General features: G+C 33.6%; 23 protein-coding genes. 19 read left to right on the forward strand and 4 right to left on the reverse strand.

The window, feature by feature from the left end; translation table 11 throughout:
* The first annotated feature begins 48 nt into the window (after positions 1-48).
* The 6 genes from ACHMWN_RS05390 to ACHMWN_RS05415 all read left to right on the forward strand — a co-directional run bounded on the left by ACHMWN_RS05390 (position 49) and on the right by ACHMWN_RS05415 (position 4,495).
* The gene (locus ACHMWN_RS05390) at positions 49-594 is read left to right on the forward strand and encodes a hypothetical protein (RefSeq protein WP_397298352.1); all 546 of its coding nucleotides are present in this window, start codon (positions 49-51) and stop codon (positions 592-594) included.
* Between the two features lie 159 nt (positions 595-753).
* On the forward strand, positions 754-2,181 hold the full coding sequence (locus tag ACHMWN_RS05395) for a sigma-54-dependent transcriptional regulator (protein WP_397298353.1): 1,428 nt from the start codon (positions 754-756) through the stop codon (positions 2,179-2,181).
* An 87-nt stretch (positions 2,182-2,268) separates the two neighbouring features.
* Complete coding sequence (locus ACHMWN_RS05400; protein ID WP_397298354.1) at positions 2,269-3,321, forward strand: AI-2E family transporter; 1,053 nt, start codon at positions 2,269-2,271, stop codon at positions 3,319-3,321.
* 78 nt (positions 3,322-3,399) lie between these two features.
* A complete protein-coding gene (locus tag ACHMWN_RS05405) occupies positions 3,400-3,666 on the forward strand; it encodes a YtxH domain-containing protein (protein WP_397298356.1) in 267 nt (88 codons plus the stop codon).
* 21 nt (positions 3,667-3,687) lie between these two features.
* Positions 3,688-4,071 (forward strand): phage holin family protein, encoded by a 384-nt coding sequence (locus tag ACHMWN_RS05410; protein ID WP_397298357.1) that lies wholly within the window; start codon positions 3,688-3,690, stop codon positions 4,069-4,071.
* A complete protein-coding gene (locus tag ACHMWN_RS05415; protein WP_397298359.1) occupies positions 4,055-4,495 on the forward strand; it encodes a hypothetical protein in 441 nt (146 codons plus the stop codon). Before ACHMWN_RS05410 ends, ACHMWN_RS05415 begins: the two co-directional genes overlap by 17 nt.
* 119 nt (positions 4,496-4,614) lie before the next feature.
* Here ACHMWN_RS05415 and aspS read toward each other — a convergent pair whose 3' ends face one another.
* Positions 4,615-6,360, reverse strand: a complete 1,746-nt coding sequence (gene aspS / locus ACHMWN_RS05420) for an aspartate--tRNA ligase (protein ID WP_397298360.1) — start codon at positions 6,358-6,360, stop codon at positions 4,615-4,617.
* 103 nt (positions 6,361-6,463) lie between these two features.
* Positions 6,464-7,102: a class I SAM-dependent DNA methyltransferase gene (locus tag ACHMWN_RS05425; protein WP_397298361.1), complete on the reverse strand. Its 639-nt coding sequence runs from the start codon at positions 7,100-7,102 to the stop codon at positions 6,464-6,466.
* 141 nt (positions 7,103-7,243) lie between these two features.
* Here ACHMWN_RS05425 and ACHMWN_RS05430 point away from each other — a divergent pair, with 141 nt between their 5' ends.
* The 9 genes from ACHMWN_RS05430 to ACHMWN_RS05470 all read left to right on the forward strand — a co-directional run bounded on the left by ACHMWN_RS05430 (position 7,244) and on the right by ACHMWN_RS05470 (position 14,833).
* Positions 7,244-7,795 (forward strand): RNA polymerase sigma factor, encoded by a 552-nt coding sequence (locus ACHMWN_RS05430; protein WP_397298363.1) that lies wholly within the window; start codon positions 7,244-7,246, stop codon positions 7,793-7,795.
* Positions 7,792-8,322 carry a hypothetical protein gene (locus ACHMWN_RS05435; RefSeq protein ID WP_397298365.1) on the forward strand — a complete coding sequence of 177 codons (531 nt, stop codon included), beginning with the start codon at positions 7,792-7,794 and terminating at the stop codon, positions 8,320-8,322. Before ACHMWN_RS05430 ends, ACHMWN_RS05435 begins: the two co-directional genes overlap by 4 nt.
* On the forward strand, positions 8,319-9,644 hold the full coding sequence (locus ACHMWN_RS05440) for a hypothetical protein (protein WP_397298367.1): 1,326 nt from the start codon (positions 8,319-8,321) through the stop codon (positions 9,642-9,644). The genes ACHMWN_RS05435 and ACHMWN_RS05440 overlap by 4 nt, the downstream gene beginning before the upstream one ends.
* Before the next feature lie 80 nt (positions 9,645-9,724).
* On the forward strand, positions 9,725-10,513 hold the full coding sequence (locus ACHMWN_RS05445; protein ID WP_397298368.1) for a TerC family protein: 789 nt from the start codon (positions 9,725-9,727) through the stop codon (positions 10,511-10,513).
* Between the two features lie 132 nt (positions 10,514-10,645).
* The gene (locus ACHMWN_RS05450; RefSeq protein WP_397298370.1) at positions 10,646-11,701 is read left to right on the forward strand and encodes a nucleoid-associated protein; all 1,056 of its coding nucleotides are present in this window, start codon (positions 10,646-10,648) and stop codon (positions 11,699-11,701) included.
* 20 nt (positions 11,702-11,721) lie between these two features.
* Positions 11,722-12,141, forward strand: coding sequence for a helix-turn-helix domain-containing protein (locus ACHMWN_RS05455; RefSeq protein ID WP_397298372.1), 420 nt, complete (start codon positions 11,722-11,724; stop codon positions 12,139-12,141).
* 45 nt (positions 12,142-12,186) lie between these two features.
* Positions 12,187-12,948, forward strand: coding sequence for an SDR family NAD(P)-dependent oxidoreductase (locus ACHMWN_RS05460; RefSeq protein WP_397298374.1), 762 nt, complete (start codon positions 12,187-12,189; stop codon positions 12,946-12,948).
* 105 nt (positions 12,949-13,053) lie between these two features.
* Positions 13,054-14,577, forward strand: a complete 1,524-nt coding sequence (locus ACHMWN_RS05465) for an MFS transporter (protein ID WP_397298376.1) — start codon at positions 13,054-13,056, stop codon at positions 14,575-14,577.
* Positions 14,578-14,581: 4 nt separating this feature from the next.
* Positions 14,582-14,833 carry a DUF6814 family protein gene (locus ACHMWN_RS05470; RefSeq protein ID WP_397298378.1) on the forward strand — a complete coding sequence of 84 codons (252 nt, stop codon included), beginning with the start codon at positions 14,582-14,584 and terminating at the stop codon, positions 14,831-14,833.
* Between the two features lie 12 nt (positions 14,834-14,845).
* Here ACHMWN_RS05470 and ACHMWN_RS05475 read toward each other — a convergent pair whose 3' ends face one another.
* A complete protein-coding gene (locus ACHMWN_RS05475) occupies positions 14,846-16,033 on the reverse strand; it encodes a class I SAM-dependent rRNA methyltransferase (RefSeq protein ID WP_397298379.1) in 1,188 nt (395 codons plus the stop codon).
* A gap of 131 nt (positions 16,034-16,164) precedes the next feature.
* On the opposite strand from ACHMWN_RS05475, the gene ACHMWN_RS05480 reads away from it, so the two are divergent.
* From ACHMWN_RS05480 to ACHMWN_RS05495, 4 genes are all read left to right on the forward strand, one after another.
* Positions 16,165-16,500 (forward strand): tRNA-binding protein, encoded by a 336-nt coding sequence (locus ACHMWN_RS05480; protein WP_397298381.1) that lies wholly within the window; start codon positions 16,165-16,167, stop codon positions 16,498-16,500.
* Positions 16,501-16,980, forward strand: coding sequence for a nucleoside deaminase (locus ACHMWN_RS05485; protein WP_397298383.1), 480 nt, complete (start codon positions 16,501-16,503; stop codon positions 16,978-16,980).
* Positions 16,981-17,056: 76 nt separating this feature from the next.
* A complete protein-coding gene (locus ACHMWN_RS05490; protein WP_397298384.1) occupies positions 17,057-17,665 on the forward strand; it encodes a superoxide dismutase in 609 nt (202 codons plus the stop codon).
* Positions 17,666-17,751: 86 nt separating this feature from the next.
* Positions 17,752-18,186, forward strand: coding sequence for a hypothetical protein (locus tag ACHMWN_RS05495; protein ID WP_397298386.1), 435 nt, complete (start codon positions 17,752-17,754; stop codon positions 18,184-18,186).
* Here the strand turns inward: ACHMWN_RS05495 and ACHMWN_RS05500 are convergent.
* Positions 18,183-19,115, reverse strand: coding sequence for a hydrogen peroxide-inducible genes activator (locus tag ACHMWN_RS05500; RefSeq protein WP_397298388.1), 933 nt, complete (start codon positions 19,113-19,115; stop codon positions 18,183-18,185). The two genes, ACHMWN_RS05495 and ACHMWN_RS05500, sit on opposite strands and share 4 nt — an antisense overlap.
* Positions 19,116-19,243 lie beyond the last annotated feature (128 nt).

Below are 19,243 nucleotides of genomic sequence, written 5' to 3' on the forward strand. Positions count from 1 at the left end.
TTGTTGCAATATTTGTCTAAACAAATAATAAATTAAAAACCAACAAACATGAAAAAATTAGTACTCACTTTATTGGCTGGTGCAATGTTACTAGCTAATGTAAATCTAAAGGCACAAGACTCAAAAGGCGGTGTTAATGGGTTTAGATTTGGTATTGGCTTAGAAGGTGCATTGCCATCAGGCGGATTGAAAGTATACGATGCTGGTGCTGGATTAACCTTAAGATTTAGTCAAGGTATTGCAGAAAACTTTGATGCTACATTAACTTCTGGCGGAATGGCATTTTTCCCTAAAAGTTTTAGTGGTGCAACCACCAATACAAAAGCATCGATCTTTATTCCTATTAAATTAGGTGGACGTTATATGTTCTCAGAAAATTTTTATGGAATGGCTGAAGCTGGAATGACTATCGCTAAAACCTATACTGTTAAAAGTTTTAGTGGCACAACTCCAACTTATGGTTTTGTAAGTAGCTCAAGTTTTACCTATGCTCCGTCTATCGGTGCTCGTTTTGGTGGATTTGATATTGGCGTAAGATATGAAGGTCTTGATGGTGGTGGATTTATGGGTTTAAGACTAGGTTACGATTTTTAACTAAAAGGAAAATAATTTCTTTAAAAGCATCAAAACCCTTTGATGCTTTTTTGTTTTAGCAAATTTTGTATGATTTTCAATAAAAAATAGTGTAGAAAATATTTCCCATATCAAAAATTTCTTATATTTAGCTATTATTTGTAACCAGATAATAAGCGTATGAAGAAAATATTAATAGTTGATGATGAGGTTAATATAGGCCTATTGTTATCAAAATTCTTAACTAGAAATTCTTTTAGTGTTGAAACTACTACAAGTGGGAGTTCAGCTATGGAGTATCTTTCTAAACAAAAATTTGATTTAGTTTTATGTGATTACCGTTTGGAAGATACAGACGGAAAAGAGATGTTAATTAAAATTAAAGAGAACTATCCTAGTACTGGTGTAATTATAATTACTGGTTATTCTGATATTAAATTGGCAGTAGAACTCATTAAATTGGGAGCATACGATTATATCACAAAACCGCTTTATCCAGATGAGATTTTAAATACTATTAATAAAGCAATTGAAACTCAAATTGCACTTAATCAAAACAATTCTGAAGCTGGAATAACTGAAAATAAAAAAGATAAAGCAACTAAGCAGATTCAAGCCGAAACTGGAGAATTTGTGGTTGGAACTAGTAGCGCTTCAAGAGATTTGATGAAGCAGATTATGCTTGTTGCGCCAACATCGTATAGCGTAATTTTAACTGGGGAAAGTGGTACAGGTAAAGAATCGGTTGCTAAAACTATTCATTTAAATAGTCCTAGAAAAGATAAGCCATTTATAGCAATGGATTGCGGTTCTTTAACCAAAGAACTGGCAGGTAGTGAGTTTTTTGGCCATGAAAAGGGATCTTTTACCGGAGCTTTATATACTAAAATTGGTCATTTTGAAATGGCAAATGGCGGCACCTTATTTTTAGATGAAGTGGGCAATTTATCGTATGATATTCAAGCAGCTTTATTAAGAACAGTACAAGAACGAAAGATTAAACGTATAGGTAGCACCAAAGAGATTGACTTAGATGTACGAATTATTGTTGCAACTAATGAAAATTTAGGAGAATCTATTCAAAAAGGAAGATTTAGAGAAGATTTATACCACAGATTTAATGAGTTTTCTATCCACTTACCACCAATTAGTGAAAGAGGAAGAGATATTATGGTTTTTGCTACTACATTTTTGATATTGGCAAATCAAGAATTAAATAGAAATGTACAAGGTTTTTCTGCAGAAGTAGAAGAATGTTTTTTAACCTATAATTGGCCAGGAAATGTTCGTGAACTTAAAAATGTTGTTAGAAGAGCAGCTTTGTCGACAGAAACAGAAGAAATTCAGTTAAAAGCATTGCCATTAGAAATTTCTACTTATGCAAAAGCAGCAGCTATAGAAAATGCAGTTGGTAATTCCATATTAAGAACAACTCAGTTAAGCAAACCAAAAAATTTAAAAGAAGCCGCACTAGAAGCTGAGTACGAAACCATTTTAAATGTATTAAGAGAAGTAAACTTCAACAAAACTAAAGCCGCTAAAATTTTAAATATAGATCGCAAAACGCTTTATAATAAAATGAAAGCCATAGATGCAGAGAATGAGTAATCAGTTTTTAAGACCTTAATTAAAACAAAACTGACTAAAACAATTTTAGGGCTTTTGTGTAATATATAGTATATCTAAAAGCTCCGTATGTCTCTATTTACCTATAAACAGCGAAACTACATCAATCTTGTTATTATAATAGCATTAGGTTGTTTAATTGCTTATTCCTTAATGGGAATTTTTGGTTCCTTATTAAGTACTCTTGTTTTATATACTATTTTACGACCAAGTTATATTTATTTAACAGATGTAAAAAACTGGAATCGTAGGTTTACAGCAATACTGCTATTATTTATTTCAATTATTGTTTTAGTCCTTCCATTTTATGGATTAAGTAGTATGGTAATTGAGAAAATTACAGAGCTTAAAAATGATGAAATCTATTTTAAAAACCTCCTTTTCAAGTTACAACATCTATTGCCCGTTGGTGGCAATGCACAACAAATTATAGAAGACGGTTTAAAGAATATCGGAACTTGGGCAACAGGTTTATTTCCATCACTAATTTCGGGTGTATTTAATATAGTACTCGGATTATTATTAATGTATTTTTTGCTCTACTTTATGTTGGTAGAGCGAGAAGCATTTGAAAATGCATTAGTAAAATATGCACCATTTAGAGAACAAAATGCATTTCGCTTTGCAGAAGAAATGCGGAATACAACTTATGCGAATGTAGTTGGGCAGGGCTTTATTGCAATAGTCCAAGGTTCATTAGTCAGTTTGGCATTTTATGTTTTAGGCTATAAAGACCCACTTTTTTGGGGTGTAGTTACATCTTTTATTTCTCTTGTGCCAGTATTGGGTCCGCCAGTAATATTTGTACCTGCCGCTTTATTGCAGCTAGCAGATGGACATAACTTTGCTGGTTGGGCAATGATAATTTTTGGATTTGTTGTAATTATCAATATTGATAATGTGCTGAGATTTATGATTGCGAAAAAAGTTGGAAATATTCATCCAATAATTACAGTAATTGGCGTAGTTATTGGTATTCCTTTATTTGGTATATTAGGGCTGGTATTCGGACCGCTGTTATTATCTTATTTTTTCTTGCTCATTAAAATTTACGAAACCAGTTCGATGGCTTCAGAAAGATTAGAAAGAATTAAAACAATTCATGAAGAGGATGAGTTATAAAATAAGATTAACAATAGCATAACATCAGCAATGCTATATTTGAAATATAAATTGTTAAACATTTAAAATTAAAAGATCATGAGTGATAATTCAAAAGTAGTAGTGGGACTATTAGCTGGTTTAGCTGCAGGTGTAGCATTAGGTTTGTTATTTGCTCCAGATAAAGGAAGCGAAACTCGCGATAAATTAAGTCAATCGTTAAAAGATTTTGGCGATTCTATTAAAGATAAAGCTGCAGATGAAATTAACAATCTGAATAGTTTAAAAGACAAAGTAGTAAGTTCAATTAAAAGTAAACTTCGTGATGTAGAAGATGAATATTCTTCGGAAGTAGAAAACGTTTGAGCTATTTAACAGTAACAGATAATGGAAGAAAAAAAGGAAAAAGATCTTGAGGAGATTTTTTTAGATGCTAAAGCATATATCGATACTAGAATTGAATATACCAAACTATCAGCAGTTGAAAAAGGATCTAAAATATTTGCAGATTTAATTACTAATGCCGCTGTAATTATTTGCTTCGTATTGGCATTTTTATTTGCTTCATTTACGTTAGCACTATATTTATCGACTGTTTTAGGTAGTTATGCAGCTGGTTTTGGTTGTGTTGCTGGTATCTATCTACTGCTATCTATTATTGTTTATATAACTAAGGACAAATACATTGAAAGACATTTGGTAAATCTATTTATCAGAAAATATTTTGATAAAGTGGCCGATAAAGAAGAATTCGATGAAGATAAATTATAACAATATAAACACTTTGGACGATTTGCACAATCAAGTGCAGTTGTTAAAGGCTGATTACAAGCATAGGGGTGTAATGCTTAAAGAAGATTCTAAAAATTATATAAAGCAATTTTCTTTAGGTAATATGATTAAAAAATTTGCTACACCAAGTGGTCTTCTAAAAATTGATGAAAGCACACATATTACTAGCAAAATCATGTCAATAGCCTTACCTATGCTGTTGAATAGCACTATTTTTAGAGGTTCTGGTTTGCTTACAAAAGCACTTGGTGCATTAGTCTCTGGTAAAGTTGGCAAGTCACTAGATGCAGAAAATTTGTCTGGAATTTTTAATATGGTGAAATCAATATTTAATAAGAAAGGCAAAAAGAAAGATGCAGCTTTTGTAGATTATGGCATACCGCCGGATAGCGAAACGTATTAATTTATCGATTCAATGTTCTTAGTTTGGATGTTGAAGCTAAATATTTGAAAATAAAAAAAGGTCTTAGCAATTTGCTAAGACCTTTTTCTGCTCTTGCCCAAGGATAATCAACCAATGAACTATAGATCCGTTTTTATTTTTAATTCTTTCAATTGTTTATCATCAATTGTGCTTGGGCTGTCAATCATTACATCTCTACCCGAGTTGTTTTTAGGGAATGCAATTACATCACGGATTGAATCTAGACCAGCAAAAATTGAACATAACCGATCAAATCCGAAGGCAATACCACCATGTGGAGGTGCTCCAAACTCAAAAGCATCTAATAAGAAACCAAATTGTTTTTGAGCTTCTTCTGGGCTAAAACCTAAATGTTTAAACATTAATGCTTGTAAAGCTCTATCGTGAATACGAATAGAGCCGCCACCAATTTCAGTTCCATTTACGACCATGTCATAAGCGTTAGCACGAACGTTTTTAGGGTCTGTGTCTAATAAAGCAATATCTTCTGGTTTTGGAGAGGTAAAAGGATGGTGCATGGCATGGTAACGCTCGGTTTCTTCATCCCATTCTAAAAGAGGGAAGTCTAAAACCCAAAGTGCAGCGAATTTATCTTTATCACGCAAACCTAAACGACTACCCATTTCTAAGCGAAGTTCACTTAATTGTTTGCGAACTTTATCAGTTCCGCCAGCCATTACCAACACTAAATCGCCTGGCTCGGTTTGGCAAGTTGCTGACCATTTTGCCAATTCTTCTTCGTTATAGAATTTATCAACTGAAGATTTTAAAGAACCATCTTCATTATGACGAAGGTAAATTAAACCAGTTGCGCCAATTTGCGGACGTTTAATAAAGTCTGTTAATTCATCTAATTGTTTACGTGTATAATGAGCGCAACCTTTAGCATTAATGGCGATAACCAATTCTGCATTATCAAAAACAGGGAAGTCCTTGCCTTTTACAATGTCATTCATTTCGATAAATTTCATCTCAAAACGAGTATCTGGTTTATCAGAACCATAAAAACGCATCGCATCTGCATATTGCATACGTGGTACTTCTGGTAAGTCGTAATTACGAACTTCTTTAAACAAGGTGCGAATTAAACCTTCAAAAGTATTTAAGATATCTTCTTGCTCAATAAAAGACATCTCGCAGTCTATCTGCGTAAATTCTGGTTGTCTATCTGCACGTAAATCTTCGTCTCTAAAACACTTTACAATCTGAAAATAGCGGTCGAAACCTGAAACCATTAACAATTGCTTAAATGTTTGTGGCGATTGAGGTAAAGCATAAAACTCGCCACCATTCATGCGACTTGGCACCACAAAATCTCTTGCACCTTCTGGTGTAGATTTAATTAAAACTGGAGTTTCTACTTCTATAAAATCTAATCCATCTAAATATCTACGTGTAGCTTGTGCCATTTTATGGCGCAAAATCATATTATTTCTAATCGGGTTACGACGTAAATCTAGGTAACGATATTTCATGCGTAAATCATCACCACCATCGGTTTTATCTTCAATTAAAAACGGAGGTAATTTGGCAGCGTTTAAAATCTCTAATTCGGTTACTTTAATTTCAATTTCACCTGTAGGAATTTCTTTATTTTTATTTGAACGTTCTACAACGGTTCCGCTAACTTTAATTACAAATTCGCGACCAAGGCTACGAGCGCCGGCGCATAAATCTGCATTATCATTCATATTAAAAACCAACTGAGTGATGCCGTAACGATCGCGGATATCTATAAAAGTCATCCCGCCTAAATCTCTAGAATTCTGCATCCAACCGCAGAGTGTTACATTTTCGCCTAAATTTTGCAGTGTTAACGCACCGCAAGTTGTTGTTCTTAACATGTTTAAATTAAATTTTGAGCCGCAAAAATACCGATTTTGTTTTAATCGATGGCATAAAGGAAGAAGGTTTTTGAATTGGGCAATTTATTATCTTCTTTGCCGACTAAAGTGATTTCTTCTCTGCTATAAAAATGCTATGAGTGGAGATTTCATTGCCCTTTGGATATTCCTTACGAACTAAGTGCAATTGATCTAAATTATTTTCGTTTAACATTTCTTGCAAGTAGGCTGTTTCATGATAATATACAAACAAGCGATATTCTCCATTACTTGAGGTTTCATAAGTTGATTGATTATAATCGCCCTCTATCGTGCTCAAATAAAGTATGCCGCCATTCTTCAACAATGTAGCACAATCATTTATTAATTTGGCGCAATCTGCTTTGGAAAGATAAGGCATGCAAAAACCACAAATAATAGCGTCGTATTTTGTAGTTATCTTATCCAAATCCCTACAATCCATCACTTTAAAATTAGCATTTGGATTATTTTTCTTAGCCAACTCTACCATATTCGCTGCAGCGTCTATCGCATCAATTTTAAAATCTGGTTTTTTAGATAAAAGATATTGAGTAATATTTCCAGGACCACAACCTATCTCTAAGACTTTAGCATTTTGCTTTAGAATGTGTTCACAAAATAACGCATAAGTATCATCGTACAAATCCATATGCATAAATTTGTCTTCATAAAGCGATGCCATTTTATCCCAAGCTTCAAAATTTTTCTCTTGATTTTCCATTGTGTAGTTAAAGGTAAAAAATTAAAATAAACCTCTACATATTGATTTAACTGCGGTAAGCCGGACTCAGCATGAAATTTTTTTCTACCTTGATGCAACGTTTTTAAAATTACCCTGTCTATTAACATGAACGTTTAGAATTTGGAAACTGTATACATAGATAAGCACGTAGAGCTAGTAAATGATTGCCGAAATGGTAGTCGCAAAGCGCAATTTGAAATTTACAAACTGTACGCTAATGCGATGTACAATGTGGCGCTAAGAATTGTAAGCGACGACGCTGAAGCGGAAGATGTTTTACAGGAAGCATTCTTAGATGCATTTAATCGCATTGCGGATTTTAGACAAGAAACAACATTTGGTTTATGGCTAAAGCAGATTGTAATTAACAGATCGATTAATTATTTAAGAAAGCGAAAAGCAGAATTTGTGGCCATAGATGAAGTAGAAATAGCTGATGAACCTAGCTTCGATTATGAGGAAACAACGCTGAAAGTTGAAGCGATAAAAGCTGCAATGAACGAACTACCAGATGGCTATAGAGTTGTGTTAACACTTTATTTATTTGAAGGATACGATCACGAAGAAATAGCACATATATTAAAAATAACAGAAAACACATCACGCTCACAATATATGCGGGCAAAAAGAAAGTTGAATAGTTTATTAGAAATGAAAGGAGTAGTAAGATGAACAATAAATTAGAGGGGTTTGTAAAAGACAATAAGAAAGCATTTGAAGTAAAAGGTCCATCAGACCAATTATGGCAACGAATTTCTGCAGAGTTGGATAAAGAACAACAACCGAAAAAAAAAATTGAACTATATAAATGGCTCAGTATTGCGGCTATGTTGGTAATTAGTTTAGGTATTTATTTTACCTATAACTACCGAATGGCAAACAAAACAATTGATGTTGCCGATGTAAACCCAGCATTTGGAAAAAAGGAAATGCGCTTTGCTAGTTTAATTGAAGAGAAAAGAGATAGTTTAGAAATTTACGCAAAACGAAATCCTGATTTGTATCGCAAATTTATTGACGATATGAACAAACTAGATAACGATTACGAACAGCTTAAAAAACAATTACAAACTAGTCCAAATCCAGAAGTAATTGTAAGGGCGATGATGAAAAATCTCGAAATACAGTCGAGTGTATTAAGCCAGCAGTTATCCATTATAAATCAAGTCAATCAATATAAAAAGGAGAATACAATATGAAAAAATTAGTAAGTATTTCGAGCATGCTGTTGCTCGCTATACAAGTAAACGCTCAGCAGCAACCAGAAGTAACGATTAATGTTAATCCAAATCCAACAATTTCTGTTAATGTTTCATCAAATAAATCATACGCTGTTAATACTAGTGTTCATGTAAACCCTGATATAAATGTAACAACATCTGTAAATGTTCAAGAACAAACTGATGGACCAATGAAGGCTAAAACGTTTTCAAAAACCTTTAGTGTGGACAAAAGCGATAAAATAAATTTAAGTAACAGATATGGAGAGATGGTTATTAAGATCTGGGACAGAAATGAAATTAAAGTTGATGCAGATATTAAAGCCTATAGTACAAGCGACAACGATGCACAAAAATTATTAGATGATGTTTCAATTACTGCAACTAAAACCGGAGATTTAGTTACGTACAAAACAAACATTGAAGATAAAAACAGCAATTGGGGAAAGAGTATTAGAAATGGAAAAGTTCTTTGGCGAAAAGAAATTAAAGTGAATTATGTAGTATATATGCCTGCAAATAATGCACTAACACTTTCAAATATGTATGGAAATGTTAACATGGGGAATTTGGCTGCTGCATTATATGCAAAAGTACAATATGGAAATTTTACAGCCGGAAATCTAAGCAGTACTAATAATTATATTTTTGTACAATATGGAAATACTAATGTACAAGAGCTGAATAAAGCAGTAGTTAAGCAACAATATGGTAAAGGTTTAACCATTGGCACAGTAGGAACATTAGATTTAGATGTTCAATATGCTGGCGCTGATATTACAAACATAAAAGGCAATGCCGTTATTAAACAACAGTATGGAAGTGGATTAGTTATTGGCTCAGTAGATAATTTAGAATTAGCTGCACAGTATACAAATGTTAATGTAACATCAATTAATGGCAATGCATCTATTAAACAACAGTACAACAAGATTTCTATCGGTAGTGTAGGCAAACTAAAACTAGACGCTCAATATACTAGTGCAACAATAGGTAGTTTAAAAGGAGATGGATATTTTGATATTGAATATAACAATTTGAATATTGCTAATATCAGCACTGCTTGTAAAATATTAACAGTAAAATCAGAGTATGCAGATATCAATTTAGGCTTTGCAAACGGTTATAACGGCAATTTTGAAGTTAATAAAACCTATGGTTCATTCAAGTATGGCTCAGATATAACATCTAAACTTGTTTCTTCAGATGATGAGACAAAAAAATATAGCGGCAAAATTGGTAATGGTGGCAATGCTGATGTTAAAATAAGTGCTGAATACGGTGCTGTTACTTTTAAATAAACAAACCAAACAAATAATACGAAAGCCTGTTGATGTAAATCGACGGGCTTTTTTTATATTCGTGCCAAGATAAATTAACTATGGAATTATTAACCAGTCCTGAAGCGTGGATTTCGCTTTTTACGCTAACGCTTTTAGAAATTGTTTTAGGCATCGATAATGTAATATTTGTAAGCATTATTTTAAATCGAGTAAACGTTGCATCGCAAAAGAGAGCACGTCTAATTTGGATGATTACAGGTATTATTTCGCGTTGTTTAATGTTATTTGGTTTAAGTTGGTTATTACAACAAAAAGGCAATTACATTATCCCAGAAAGCTGGTTTGGCAAAGGCTTCGATTTAGCAAGTTTAGTGATGTTGTTTGGTGGTTTGTTTTTACTATACAAGTCAGTAATGGAAATCCACCATAAACTAGAAGGTGAAGATCCAAGTTCAAATCAAGAAAATAAAAAGCCGCTAGCATTTGGCGCAGCTATTTTTCAAATTATGCTGATAGATGCAGTTTTCTCATTCGACAGTATCATCACTGCTGGTGGAACTGCAAAGCACCTAGAAGTTATGATTATTGCAGTTGTAATTGCCATGATTATCATGTTTACATTTAGCCCAAAAATAGCTGGCTTTATACATAAGCACCCTACCTTAAAAATGTTGGCGCTATCGTTTTTGGTAATGATTGGGTTAAGTTTAATTATAGAGGGTTGGGATGCGGCTGCAGCCCATGAAATGCACCTTAAAAACTATATCTATTTTGGTATGGCATTCTCAGTTGGCGTAGAAGTTTTGAATATGATTTTCAGAAAACGCCAACAAAAAAATAGACTGGTAGAATTGAATGAACCAAAAATAGACGATAAAGAAAAATAATTATTTAATAATATTGCCACAGATATACAGATTGTCATCCTGATCATAGTTGAAGGAGATTTGTATATCTGTGGCTTTTTCGTTTACACTCTTAAATAAAATCTTCGTTTCTTTACGCCTCAATATAAAAATATGATCACTTTCTCCGAAGCAACATTAGCAGAACTTTCTATCCATAGAATTGGGAATAAACTCCAAGACGAATTTTATGTGCTCTCAGATCAATCTATGCATTTGGAAGACGAAATGTTAAAGCAATTGTTGTTGCAATATTTTTTATCTCCGTATGAAAAGGTAAACGAGATTTATCGTTTCATGCATCCAAATAACGATCTCAATTTAAATGAGGTCTATCATTTTGCAGCAGAAATTTTTGCAAATGGAGGAGTTTTCCATGATAATACTAAAAAGCTAGCTACTTATTTATTCGAAATCTCTAATCACCCTAAAATTAAGTCGGGAGAATTATATGTAGCTTATTTTGAGAACGTACAAATAGAAGGCGATTTACATGATGCCATTGGCATTTTCAAATCAGAAACTAAAGAAAGTTATTTAACAGTTTACCCAGAACAAGGTGGTTTTGGCTTAAAATACGAGCAAGAAGCCATTAACATTAATAAACTGGATAAAGGTTGTTTAATATTTAATACTGATGCAGCAGAGGGCTATAAAGTTGCAGTAATAGATCAGACTAATCGTAGTGCGGAAGCTGTTTATTGGAAAGACGAATTCTTAAAACTTAAAGTTCGTAACGATAATTACAGTCAAACACAGAATGTTTTAGGTGTGTACAAAAGTTTTGTAACCGAAAAACTAGATGAAAATTTTGAAATTTCTAGAACAGATAAAATAGATTTGCTGAATAAATCAATTAAATATTTTAAGGAAAAAGAAACCTTTGATATAGATGAATTTGCAAATGAAGTTATCGCTAATAAAGAAGGGATTGAATCTTTTAAAAGCTACAAGAAAAATTATGAAGAAGAATTTGATAGCCCTATTGCAGATAACTTTGATATTTCTGATGCCGCAGTTAAAAAGCAAGCTAAAACATATAAAAACATCTTAAAATTAGATAAGAACTTCCATATCTACATTCATGGCAATAAAGATTTAATAGAAAAAGGCTTTGATGATGATCGTTCGATGAATTATTACAAAGTTTACTTTAGAGATGAACAGTAGATTTTTAGTATTTTAGCTTAATGGCAATCCCGCATAAGATACTTACTCGTAAAGATGAAATAACAGCTAAGTTTTTTGAACTGTTGGAAAAACATATGGGAGAAATTATGGCTGGTAAGGTTGATAAGATGTATCATATTAAGGATTTTGCTGCTCTTTTGTTTATACATCCAACACATTTCAGCAATACGATTAAATTAACGACTGGTTATTCGCCATGTCATTTTGCAGAAGAAAGAACAATGGATGAAGCTCGCAAAATGTTGAGTGAAACGCCAATGTCGATAGCAGAAATTAGCTATAAGCTTACATTTAATGAACCGACAAACTTCACTAAGTTTTTTAAGTCATTCGAAGGCATAACACCTAAGCAATACCGAAAGCAAATTATAGAATCGGAAACTAACACCATTAATTCGGAAACTAGCACCATTTTTTAAGCACTATTTAAGTGGATATTTGTATATAATTTAAACACAAAGAATATGCAAACACAAAAAATAGCTTTAGTAACTGGCGGTAGCCGCGGACTAGGAAAAAATATGGCTTTGGCTCTTGCCAAAAAGGGTATCGATGTTATTTTAACATATAACAGTAAACAAGCAGAGGCTGATGAAGTGGTCGCTTCGATATCGGCTTTAGGGCAGAAAGCTGTGGCGCTTCAATTCGATGCAGGAAATGTGAAATCATTCGATGGTTTTATCGCCAAAGTAAAAACTGTTTTATCTGATAAATGGGGGAAAGATAAATTCGATTTCCTAATTAATAATGCCGGAATAGGAATTCATAAAAACTTTTCAGAAACTACGGAAGAAGACTTTGATTTGTTGAATAACATTCAATTCAAAGGAGTTTACTTTTTAACTCAAAAATCCTTACCAATCATCGCCGATGGCGGAAGAATAATAAATTTAGCAACAGGTTTAACTCGTTTTGCCTTACCAGGATATAGCGCTTACGCAGCGATGAAAGGTGCGATTGAAATATTCACCAAATATTTGGCAAAAGAATTAGGTTCAAGAGGCATTGCTGCAAACGTTGTGGCGCCAGGAGCAATTGAAACCGATTTTGGTGGCGGAGTTGTTCGCGACAACGAACAATTAAATGCGATAATCGCTTCAAACACAGTGCTTGGAAGAGTTGGTTTACCAGATGATATTGGTGGTGTAGTCGCTTTCCTGTGTTCTGAGGAAGGACGTTGGATAAATGCACAAAGGTTAGAAGTATCTGGCGGGCAGTTTATTTAATTGCTCCTGTGTTTATTAGAATTCTAAAACTTTAAACTGGGACTTTAAAGACCTTACAGGATAATAACTTGTAATTTAATTTTTAAAGACTTAGTTTTAAGGTGTATGAGCTCAACAACTAAACCAAATAGCATCTTTAAAGTAATTGGTGCGTCTTCTTTAGGCACACTAATCGAATGGTACGATTTTTATATTTTCGGCAGTTTAGCCACTATTATTGGTGCACAACTTTTTCCTGCAGATGCAGGAGCTTCTGCCTTAATTAATACATTAGCCATCTTTGCGGCAGGCTTTATTGTTAGACCATTTGGCGCATTAGTTTTTGGCCGTTTGGGCGATTTAATTGGCAGAAAATATACATTTCTACTTACATTGGTATTAATGGGTGGTTCCACATTTTTAATCGGACTTATCCCATCCTACTCAAGTATTGGTTATGCGGCACCTATTTTAGTTTTAATTTTGCGTTTAGTGCAAGGGTTGGCTTTAGGCGGTGAATATGGTGGTGCCGCAACATATGTAGCAGAACATGCACCAAAAGGTAAACGCGGTTTCTTTACCAGTTGGATTCAAACTACCGCAACTTTAGGCTTATTCCTTTCATTGGGAATTATAGTGCTTTCTAAAAACATAATTGGCGCAACTGCATTTGCAGATTGGGGTTGGAGAGTTCCATTCTTGCTATCTATTTTATTGGTTGGGGTTTCAATTTACATCCGTTTGAAGATGCATGAATCGCCAATGTTTACTAAGCTTAAAACAGAAGGCAATATTTCTAAAAATCCATTAAAAGAAAGTTTTAGAAAAAAGGGAAACTTCAAAATGGTACTCTTAGCCTTATTTGGCGCAACAATGGGGCAAGGTGTAATTTGGTATACGGGCCAGTTTTACGCACAATCCTTTATAGAAAATACCTGTAAAATTGATTTTAACGATTCACGGTATATTTTGCTTTGGGGTATTGCTTTTGCTACACCATTTTTTGTGGTATTTGGTTCTTGGAGCGATAAGGTTGGTCGCAAGTGGATAATGTTGACAGGAATGTTGTTGGGTATTCTCTTTTATCGACCAATTTATCAAGTCTTTTTAGATAAGAGCAATGTAACTACTTGGAATTCTCCAGTTTTAAAAGAGGATGCGCCAATAGTTACAAGAGTCGCATTACATGATAAAGGAGACAGTTTAATTACGAAGAGCTCAAAAATGAATTTGGTGAATGGCGCATCATTTAATTCGGTTTCTATAGATACTTTATATGCAGATTCTAATAAAATGATTGGCCATGCAGCTCTAGTTAAAGACAAAGTATTACCAACATCAACATTTTGGCTTTTTGTAGGTTTAGTATTCTTCCAAATTTTGTTAGTTACGATGGTTTACGGTCCAATTGCTGCATTTTTGGTAGAGCTATTTCCAACAAAGATTAGGTACACTTCAATGTCATTACCTTACCATGTTGGGAATGGAGTTTTTGGCGGTTTAGTTCCATTTATAGCTACACTAATTGCTAGTTTTGCAGGTTCAACACCACTTTCTGGTTTATGGTATCCTATCGGGATTGCCGCACTAAGTTTCATCATTGGAGCAGTTTATTTATCAAACAAAAAAGACGAAAACGTTAACGATTAAGCATATGAAATCAATTAAGAAAATATTAGGCGTTTTCTGGATTATTCTAGGTCCAGCAGCAATGATTTTTATGGCTTGTCAAGCTTGGGACAAAGTAAGCAAATCTGAATCAGGTATTGCACAAACTAACACTGCATTGCAATGGGGGATTATCTTGTTAATCTTTATTCCGATAGCGGTTGGCTTGGTTATATTTGGTAAATATGCCTTAGCTGGAGAATACGATAAATTGCCAGAAAGCTCAGAAGAATTATAGATGCTTTTCTTTTTATAAAACCCTAACCAATAAACCTTTTAAATATTCTCCCTCTGGGAAAGATAAGCGCACAGGGTGATCTTCAGGTTGCGAGAATTGTTTGATCACTTGTACTTCTTTGCCAGCATCTAATGCGGCCCAAGCAATAATCTGTTTAAAAGTTTCAATATCTACAGCGCCAGAACAAGAAAAAGTGGCCAATAAACCACCGCTTTCTAGTAACAACAACCCTAAACGATTAAGGTCTTTGTAAGCACGAGCAGCTCTATCCAATGCAGAACGAGACGGTGCATATTTAGGAGGGTCTAAAACTACAATATCAAATTTCTTGCCTTCTTCTTTAAAAGCCCGCAACTGTTTATTTACATCAGCTTGTATAGCAGTATGATTTTTCGAATCGAATCTATTCAGTTCAATGTTCTGTTTCAACGTTTCAATTGCTAAGGCAGAACTATCTACACTTGTTACTTGTTTTGCACCTTTTTTGAATGCATTTAAACTAAAACCACCGCTGTAACTAAAACAATCTAGTACATTTTTGCCATCAGCATATTCCGCCAGTAATAAACGGTTGTCACGTTGATCACAATAAAAACCAGATTTTTGTCCTTCGGCGATATTAATATGATAGGTAATCCCATTTTCCTTAACAGCGATAAAAGCTGCGGGAGCTTCACCCCAAAGCAAACCATTTTCTGCTGTAATTCCTTCGTGTGTACGAGCGGTTGCATCACTACGGTCAAAAATTCCTTTGGGTTGTAAAGCTTTGACTAAGATATCAATAACGATAGATTTTGCTTTTTCAATACCCGTACTTAAAATTTGTACAGAAAGAAAATCAGCATACTTATCGACAATTAAACCAGGTAAAAAATCAGCTTCGCTGAAAATTAAACGATATGCATTAGTATCTTTATTTTTTAAGAGGTGCGCTCTCGATTCTATCGCTTTATTAATTTTTTGTCCGTACCAAATCTCATCTATAACTTGATTTTCATCCCATTCTAATAGACGAACTGCAACACGAGATTGATCGTTGTAATACCCGTATGCTAAAAAATCATTATTCGCACCGCAAACTTTAACAACATCTCCATTTTCAGGAGCCCCCTTGATTTTTTCTAATGCCCCAGAAAACACCCACGGGTGGCGTTGCAAAACTGCTTTTTCTTTCCCTTTTTTTAGCTTGATTTCTACCATGTTGCAAAGGTAATAAAAAGAGAGCCAATTTATTTTTACCACTCAGAAACATCGACCACATAAGAATTTATAAATACTAAATCTATGTTTTCTATGTGCATATGTGGTAAATTATTTTTTACTTTTGATTAATGGAAGAAATAACCTGGAGAGATTTTGAGAAAGTAGAACTAAGAGCAGGCACTATACTTGAAGCTTTTGAATTCCCAGAAGCTCGAAAACCAGCTTACAAATTAAAAGTAGATTTTGGCGAATTTGGAATTAAAATGAGTAGTGCACAAATTACCAAACACTACACAAAAGAAGAGTTAGTTGGTAAACAAATCATTGGCGTAATCAATTTCCCTAAAAAACAGATTGGTAAATTTATGAGCGAGTTTTTAGTCACAGGGTTAGCAGATGCCAATGGCGATATTGTGTTAACTTCATTGGATAAAAAAGTACCAAACGGCAGCAAACTAATATAAATGAGTTTCTATAATTTCGAAGAAAACGAGAATCCAGCATTTGCTGACGAGCATTTTATGCGTTTAGCTTTAAATGAAGCAAAAAAAGCATTTGATAAAGATGAAATTCCTATAGGAGCTATAGTGGTTTGTCAAGGTAAAATTATTGGACGTGGTCATAATTTAACGGAGCAATTAAACGATGTAACTGCGCATGCAGAAATGCAGGCTTTTACAGCTGCTGCACAAACATTAGGGGGTAAATATTTAAAAGATTGCTCGTTATATGTGACTATTGAACCCTGTGTTATGTGTGCTGGTGCTAGTTATTGGACACAAATAAGCCGAATTGTTTTTGGCGCATACGAAGATAAACGAGGTTTCACCAAGATAAATCAAAACCTTTTACATCCAAAAACTGTTTTAAAAGGAGGTGTTTTGGCTCAAGATTGCGGTGCTCTTATGAGCACATTTTTCTTAAATAAACGTAATGAAAGTTGACAAACAATTGAATAAAACTTAACCTTTGTGAGTTATATTTGTACATTAACATTTTTAAACTTAAAATAATAATATTATGGCTTTTGAATTACCTGCGTTAGCATACGCAACAGACGCATTAGAACCGCATATTGATAAATTAACTATGGAAATTCACCATGGTAAACATCACCAAACATACGTTACTAACTTAAATAAAGCTTTAGAAGGTAAGCCCGAAGCTAATTCGAGCATTGAAGATATCATTAAAAATATTTCAAAGTTCCCTGCGGCTGTTCGTAATAATGGCGGTGGTCACTATAATCACTCTTTATTCTGGACAGTTTTGGGTCCAAATAAAGGAGGTGAGCCAACTGGAGATTTAGCTAAAGCAATTAATGATGCCTTTGGTTCTTTCGCAGATTTTAAAACTAAAATTCAGGATGCTGGTGCAACTCGATTTGGTTCTGGTTGGGCCTGGCTTTCGGTAGGTGCAGATAAAAAATTAGTAATTTCTTCTACTCCTAACCAAGATAATCCATTAATGGATATCGCTGAAGTAAAAGGCACACCAATTTTCGGTATTGACGTTTGGGAACACGCATATTATTTAAAATATCAAAACATGCGTCCATCTTATTTAGCGGCAATTTGGAATGTGGTAAACTGGGATGCAGTAGCAGAACGTTACAAAAAAGCAATATAGAAAATATTATAAGAGAACTTTTAAGGCTTGTTGACGTCAAAATCAGCAAGCCTTATTTTTTAGGGATTATTTCTTAAATTTGAACTATGAAAAAACTGATTGTAATGATGATGTTGGTGCTTGGCACATTTTTTTCTAGCCATGCCCAGAAAACGCCAACGGCAGAAGAATTGGCTAAAAAAAATGTAGATGAATTACAAAAACGTTTAACATTAAGCCCAACACAAAAGAGCATAGCTTATAATTACATTTTTAGTATGTATAAGGAACAATTGTTGCTATTTAAAAAGCAACAAGCAGGAACTTATAAAGAAGAAGATGAAACCAAAATATATAAACTACAAAACGAAACTAATGCAAATATTAAAGCAGTTTTAAAGCCTGAACAAATAGTTGAGTTTAATAAGTTAATAGAAGAACGTTTAAGCGGAGTAGACCCAACTAAGAAAAAGAAAAAGAAAAAAGGTGAAGAAGAGGAAAAAGTAGTGGGTATAGAAGGTCTTAAATCAGGTAATAATTAGATTCCAATTACATCTTTCTTTTTATGGTTTTTCATGGTTTTAGGGATAATTGCCAATATTTCTTCACGTAAAGCATTTAACATTCTTTTTTTAATGAAGTTTTTGTGTGTAACCAAGCTAATTTCACGTACAGGTTCTGGCGATTTAAAATAACGCACCTTGTTGAGTTGTTTGGTACTTAAATCGCCTAATGCTAATTCTGGTAATAACGTAGCGCCATCATTTACATCTACCATTCTAATTAAAGTTTCCACACTTCCAGTATTATAGGTTAACGATTGTAAGCGATTGTTTTTTGTAGAGCGACAAATATTCAATACCTGCGAACGCATGCAATGCCCTTCATTTAACAGCCAAATGTTTTCATCTTCTAAATCATCAGCATCAATAGTTTTCTTTTTAAAGAGCTTACTGTTTTTACTAATGTAGCTTACAAAATTTTCATAATATAAAGGCATCTCAATAATGTTAGCATCAACTAGAGGCGTAGCTAAAATGCCACAGTCAATTACACCAGTTTTTAAATGATGAACAATGTCTTCTGTCGTGTATTCCCATATTAATAATTTTAAATCGGGATATTTTTCTAACATTGACGAAATTACTTTAGGCAGCAAATACGGCGCAATAGTTGGAATAATGCCTATTTTTAATTCGCCAATTACATCTTGTTGTTGACTACTTATAATTTCTTTTATTTTTTTATTTTCTTGTAAAACGATACGTGCTTGAGCAATTATTTGCGCACCAATTTCTGTAGGAATAATAGGCTGTTTGCTTCTGTCGAATATTTTAACGTTTAAAAATTCCTCCAATTTTTGTACTTGCATACTTAATGTAGGTTGAGTGACAAAGCATTTATCAGCAGCACTAACAAAGCTTCGGTAGGTGTCTACAGCTACGATATATTCGAGTTGAACTAAGGTCATATAGTTAAAATTGATTATTAAATATAAATATATAAATTTTGATGATAATAGTGAATTTGGATTTAATAATTTGATTTTATTAACAGGAGCGCAATAAAATAATTGGACCAATTACTATTGCTAATTAA

The sequence above is a fragment of the Pedobacter sp. UC225_61 genome (assembly GCF_044452285.1).
Classification (GTDB): Bacteria; Bacteroidota; Bacteroidia; order Sphingobacteriales; family Sphingobacteriaceae; genus Pedobacter.

Coding starts and splice junctions, on each gene's coding strand:
- ACHMWN_RS05390 (WP_397298352.1), top strand. CDS start 49: ATGAAAAAATTAGTACTCACTTTATTGGCTGGTGCAATGTTACTAGCT.
- ACHMWN_RS05395 (WP_397298353.1), top strand. CDS start 754: ATGAAGAAAATATTAATAGTTGATGATGAGGTTAATATAGGCCTATTG.
- ACHMWN_RS05400 (WP_397298354.1), top strand. CDS start 2,269: ATGTCTCTATTTACCTATAAACAGCGAAACTACATCAATCTTGTTATT.
- ACHMWN_RS05405 (WP_397298356.1), top strand. CDS start 3,400: ATGAGTGATAATTCAAAAGTAGTAGTGGGACTATTAGCTGGTTTAGCT.
- ACHMWN_RS05410 (WP_397298357.1), top strand. CDS start 3,688: ATGGAAGAAAAAAAGGAAAAAGATCTTGAGGAGATTTTTTTAGATGCT.
- ACHMWN_RS05415 (WP_397298359.1), top strand. CDS start 4,055: ATGAAGATAAATTATAACAATATAAACACTTTGGACGATTTGCACAAT.
- aspS (WP_397298360.1), bottom strand. CDS start 6,360: ATGTTAAGAACAACAACTTGCGGTGCGTTAACACTGCAAAATTTAGGC.
- ACHMWN_RS05425 (WP_397298361.1), bottom strand. CDS start 7,102: ATGGAAAATCAAGAGAAAAATTTTGAAGCTTGGGATAAAATGGCATCG.
- ACHMWN_RS05435 (WP_397298365.1), top strand. CDS start 7,792: ATGAACAATAAATTAGAGGGGTTTGTAAAAGACAATAAGAAAGCATTT.
- ACHMWN_RS05440 (WP_397298367.1), top strand. CDS start 8,319: ATGAAAAAATTAGTAAGTATTTCGAGCATGCTGTTGCTCGCTATACAA.
- ACHMWN_RS05445 (WP_397298368.1), top strand. CDS start 9,725: ATGGAATTATTAACCAGTCCTGAAGCGTGGATTTCGCTTTTTACGCTA.
- ACHMWN_RS05450 (WP_397298370.1), top strand. CDS start 10,646: ATGATCACTTTCTCCGAAGCAACATTAGCAGAACTTTCTATCCATAGA.
- ACHMWN_RS05455 (WP_397298372.1), top strand. CDS start 11,722: ATGGCAATCCCGCATAAGATACTTACTCGTAAAGATGAAATAACAGCT.
- ACHMWN_RS05460 (WP_397298374.1), top strand. CDS start 12,187: ATGCAAACACAAAAAATAGCTTTAGTAACTGGCGGTAGCCGCGGACTA.
- ACHMWN_RS05465 (WP_397298376.1), top strand. CDS start 13,054: ATGAGCTCAACAACTAAACCAAATAGCATCTTTAAAGTAATTGGTGCG.
- ACHMWN_RS05470 (WP_397298378.1), top strand. CDS start 14,582: ATGAAATCAATTAAGAAAATATTAGGCGTTTTCTGGATTATTCTAGGT.
- ACHMWN_RS05475 (WP_397298379.1), bottom strand. CDS start 16,033: ATGGTAGAAATCAAGCTAAAAAAAGGGAAAGAAAAAGCAGTTTTGCAA.
- ACHMWN_RS05480 (WP_397298381.1), top strand. CDS start 16,165: ATGGAAGAAATAACCTGGAGAGATTTTGAGAAAGTAGAACTAAGAGCA.
- ACHMWN_RS05485 (WP_397298383.1), top strand. CDS start 16,501: ATGAGTTTCTATAATTTCGAAGAAAACGAGAATCCAGCATTTGCTGAC.
- ACHMWN_RS05490 (WP_397298384.1), top strand. CDS start 17,057: ATGGCTTTTGAATTACCTGCGTTAGCATACGCAACAGACGCATTAGAA.
- ACHMWN_RS05495 (WP_397298386.1), top strand. CDS start 17,752: ATGAAAAAACTGATTGTAATGATGATGTTGGTGCTTGGCACATTTTTT.
- ACHMWN_RS05500 (WP_397298388.1), bottom strand. CDS start 19,115: ATGACCTTAGTTCAACTCGAATATATCGTAGCTGTAGACACCTACCGA.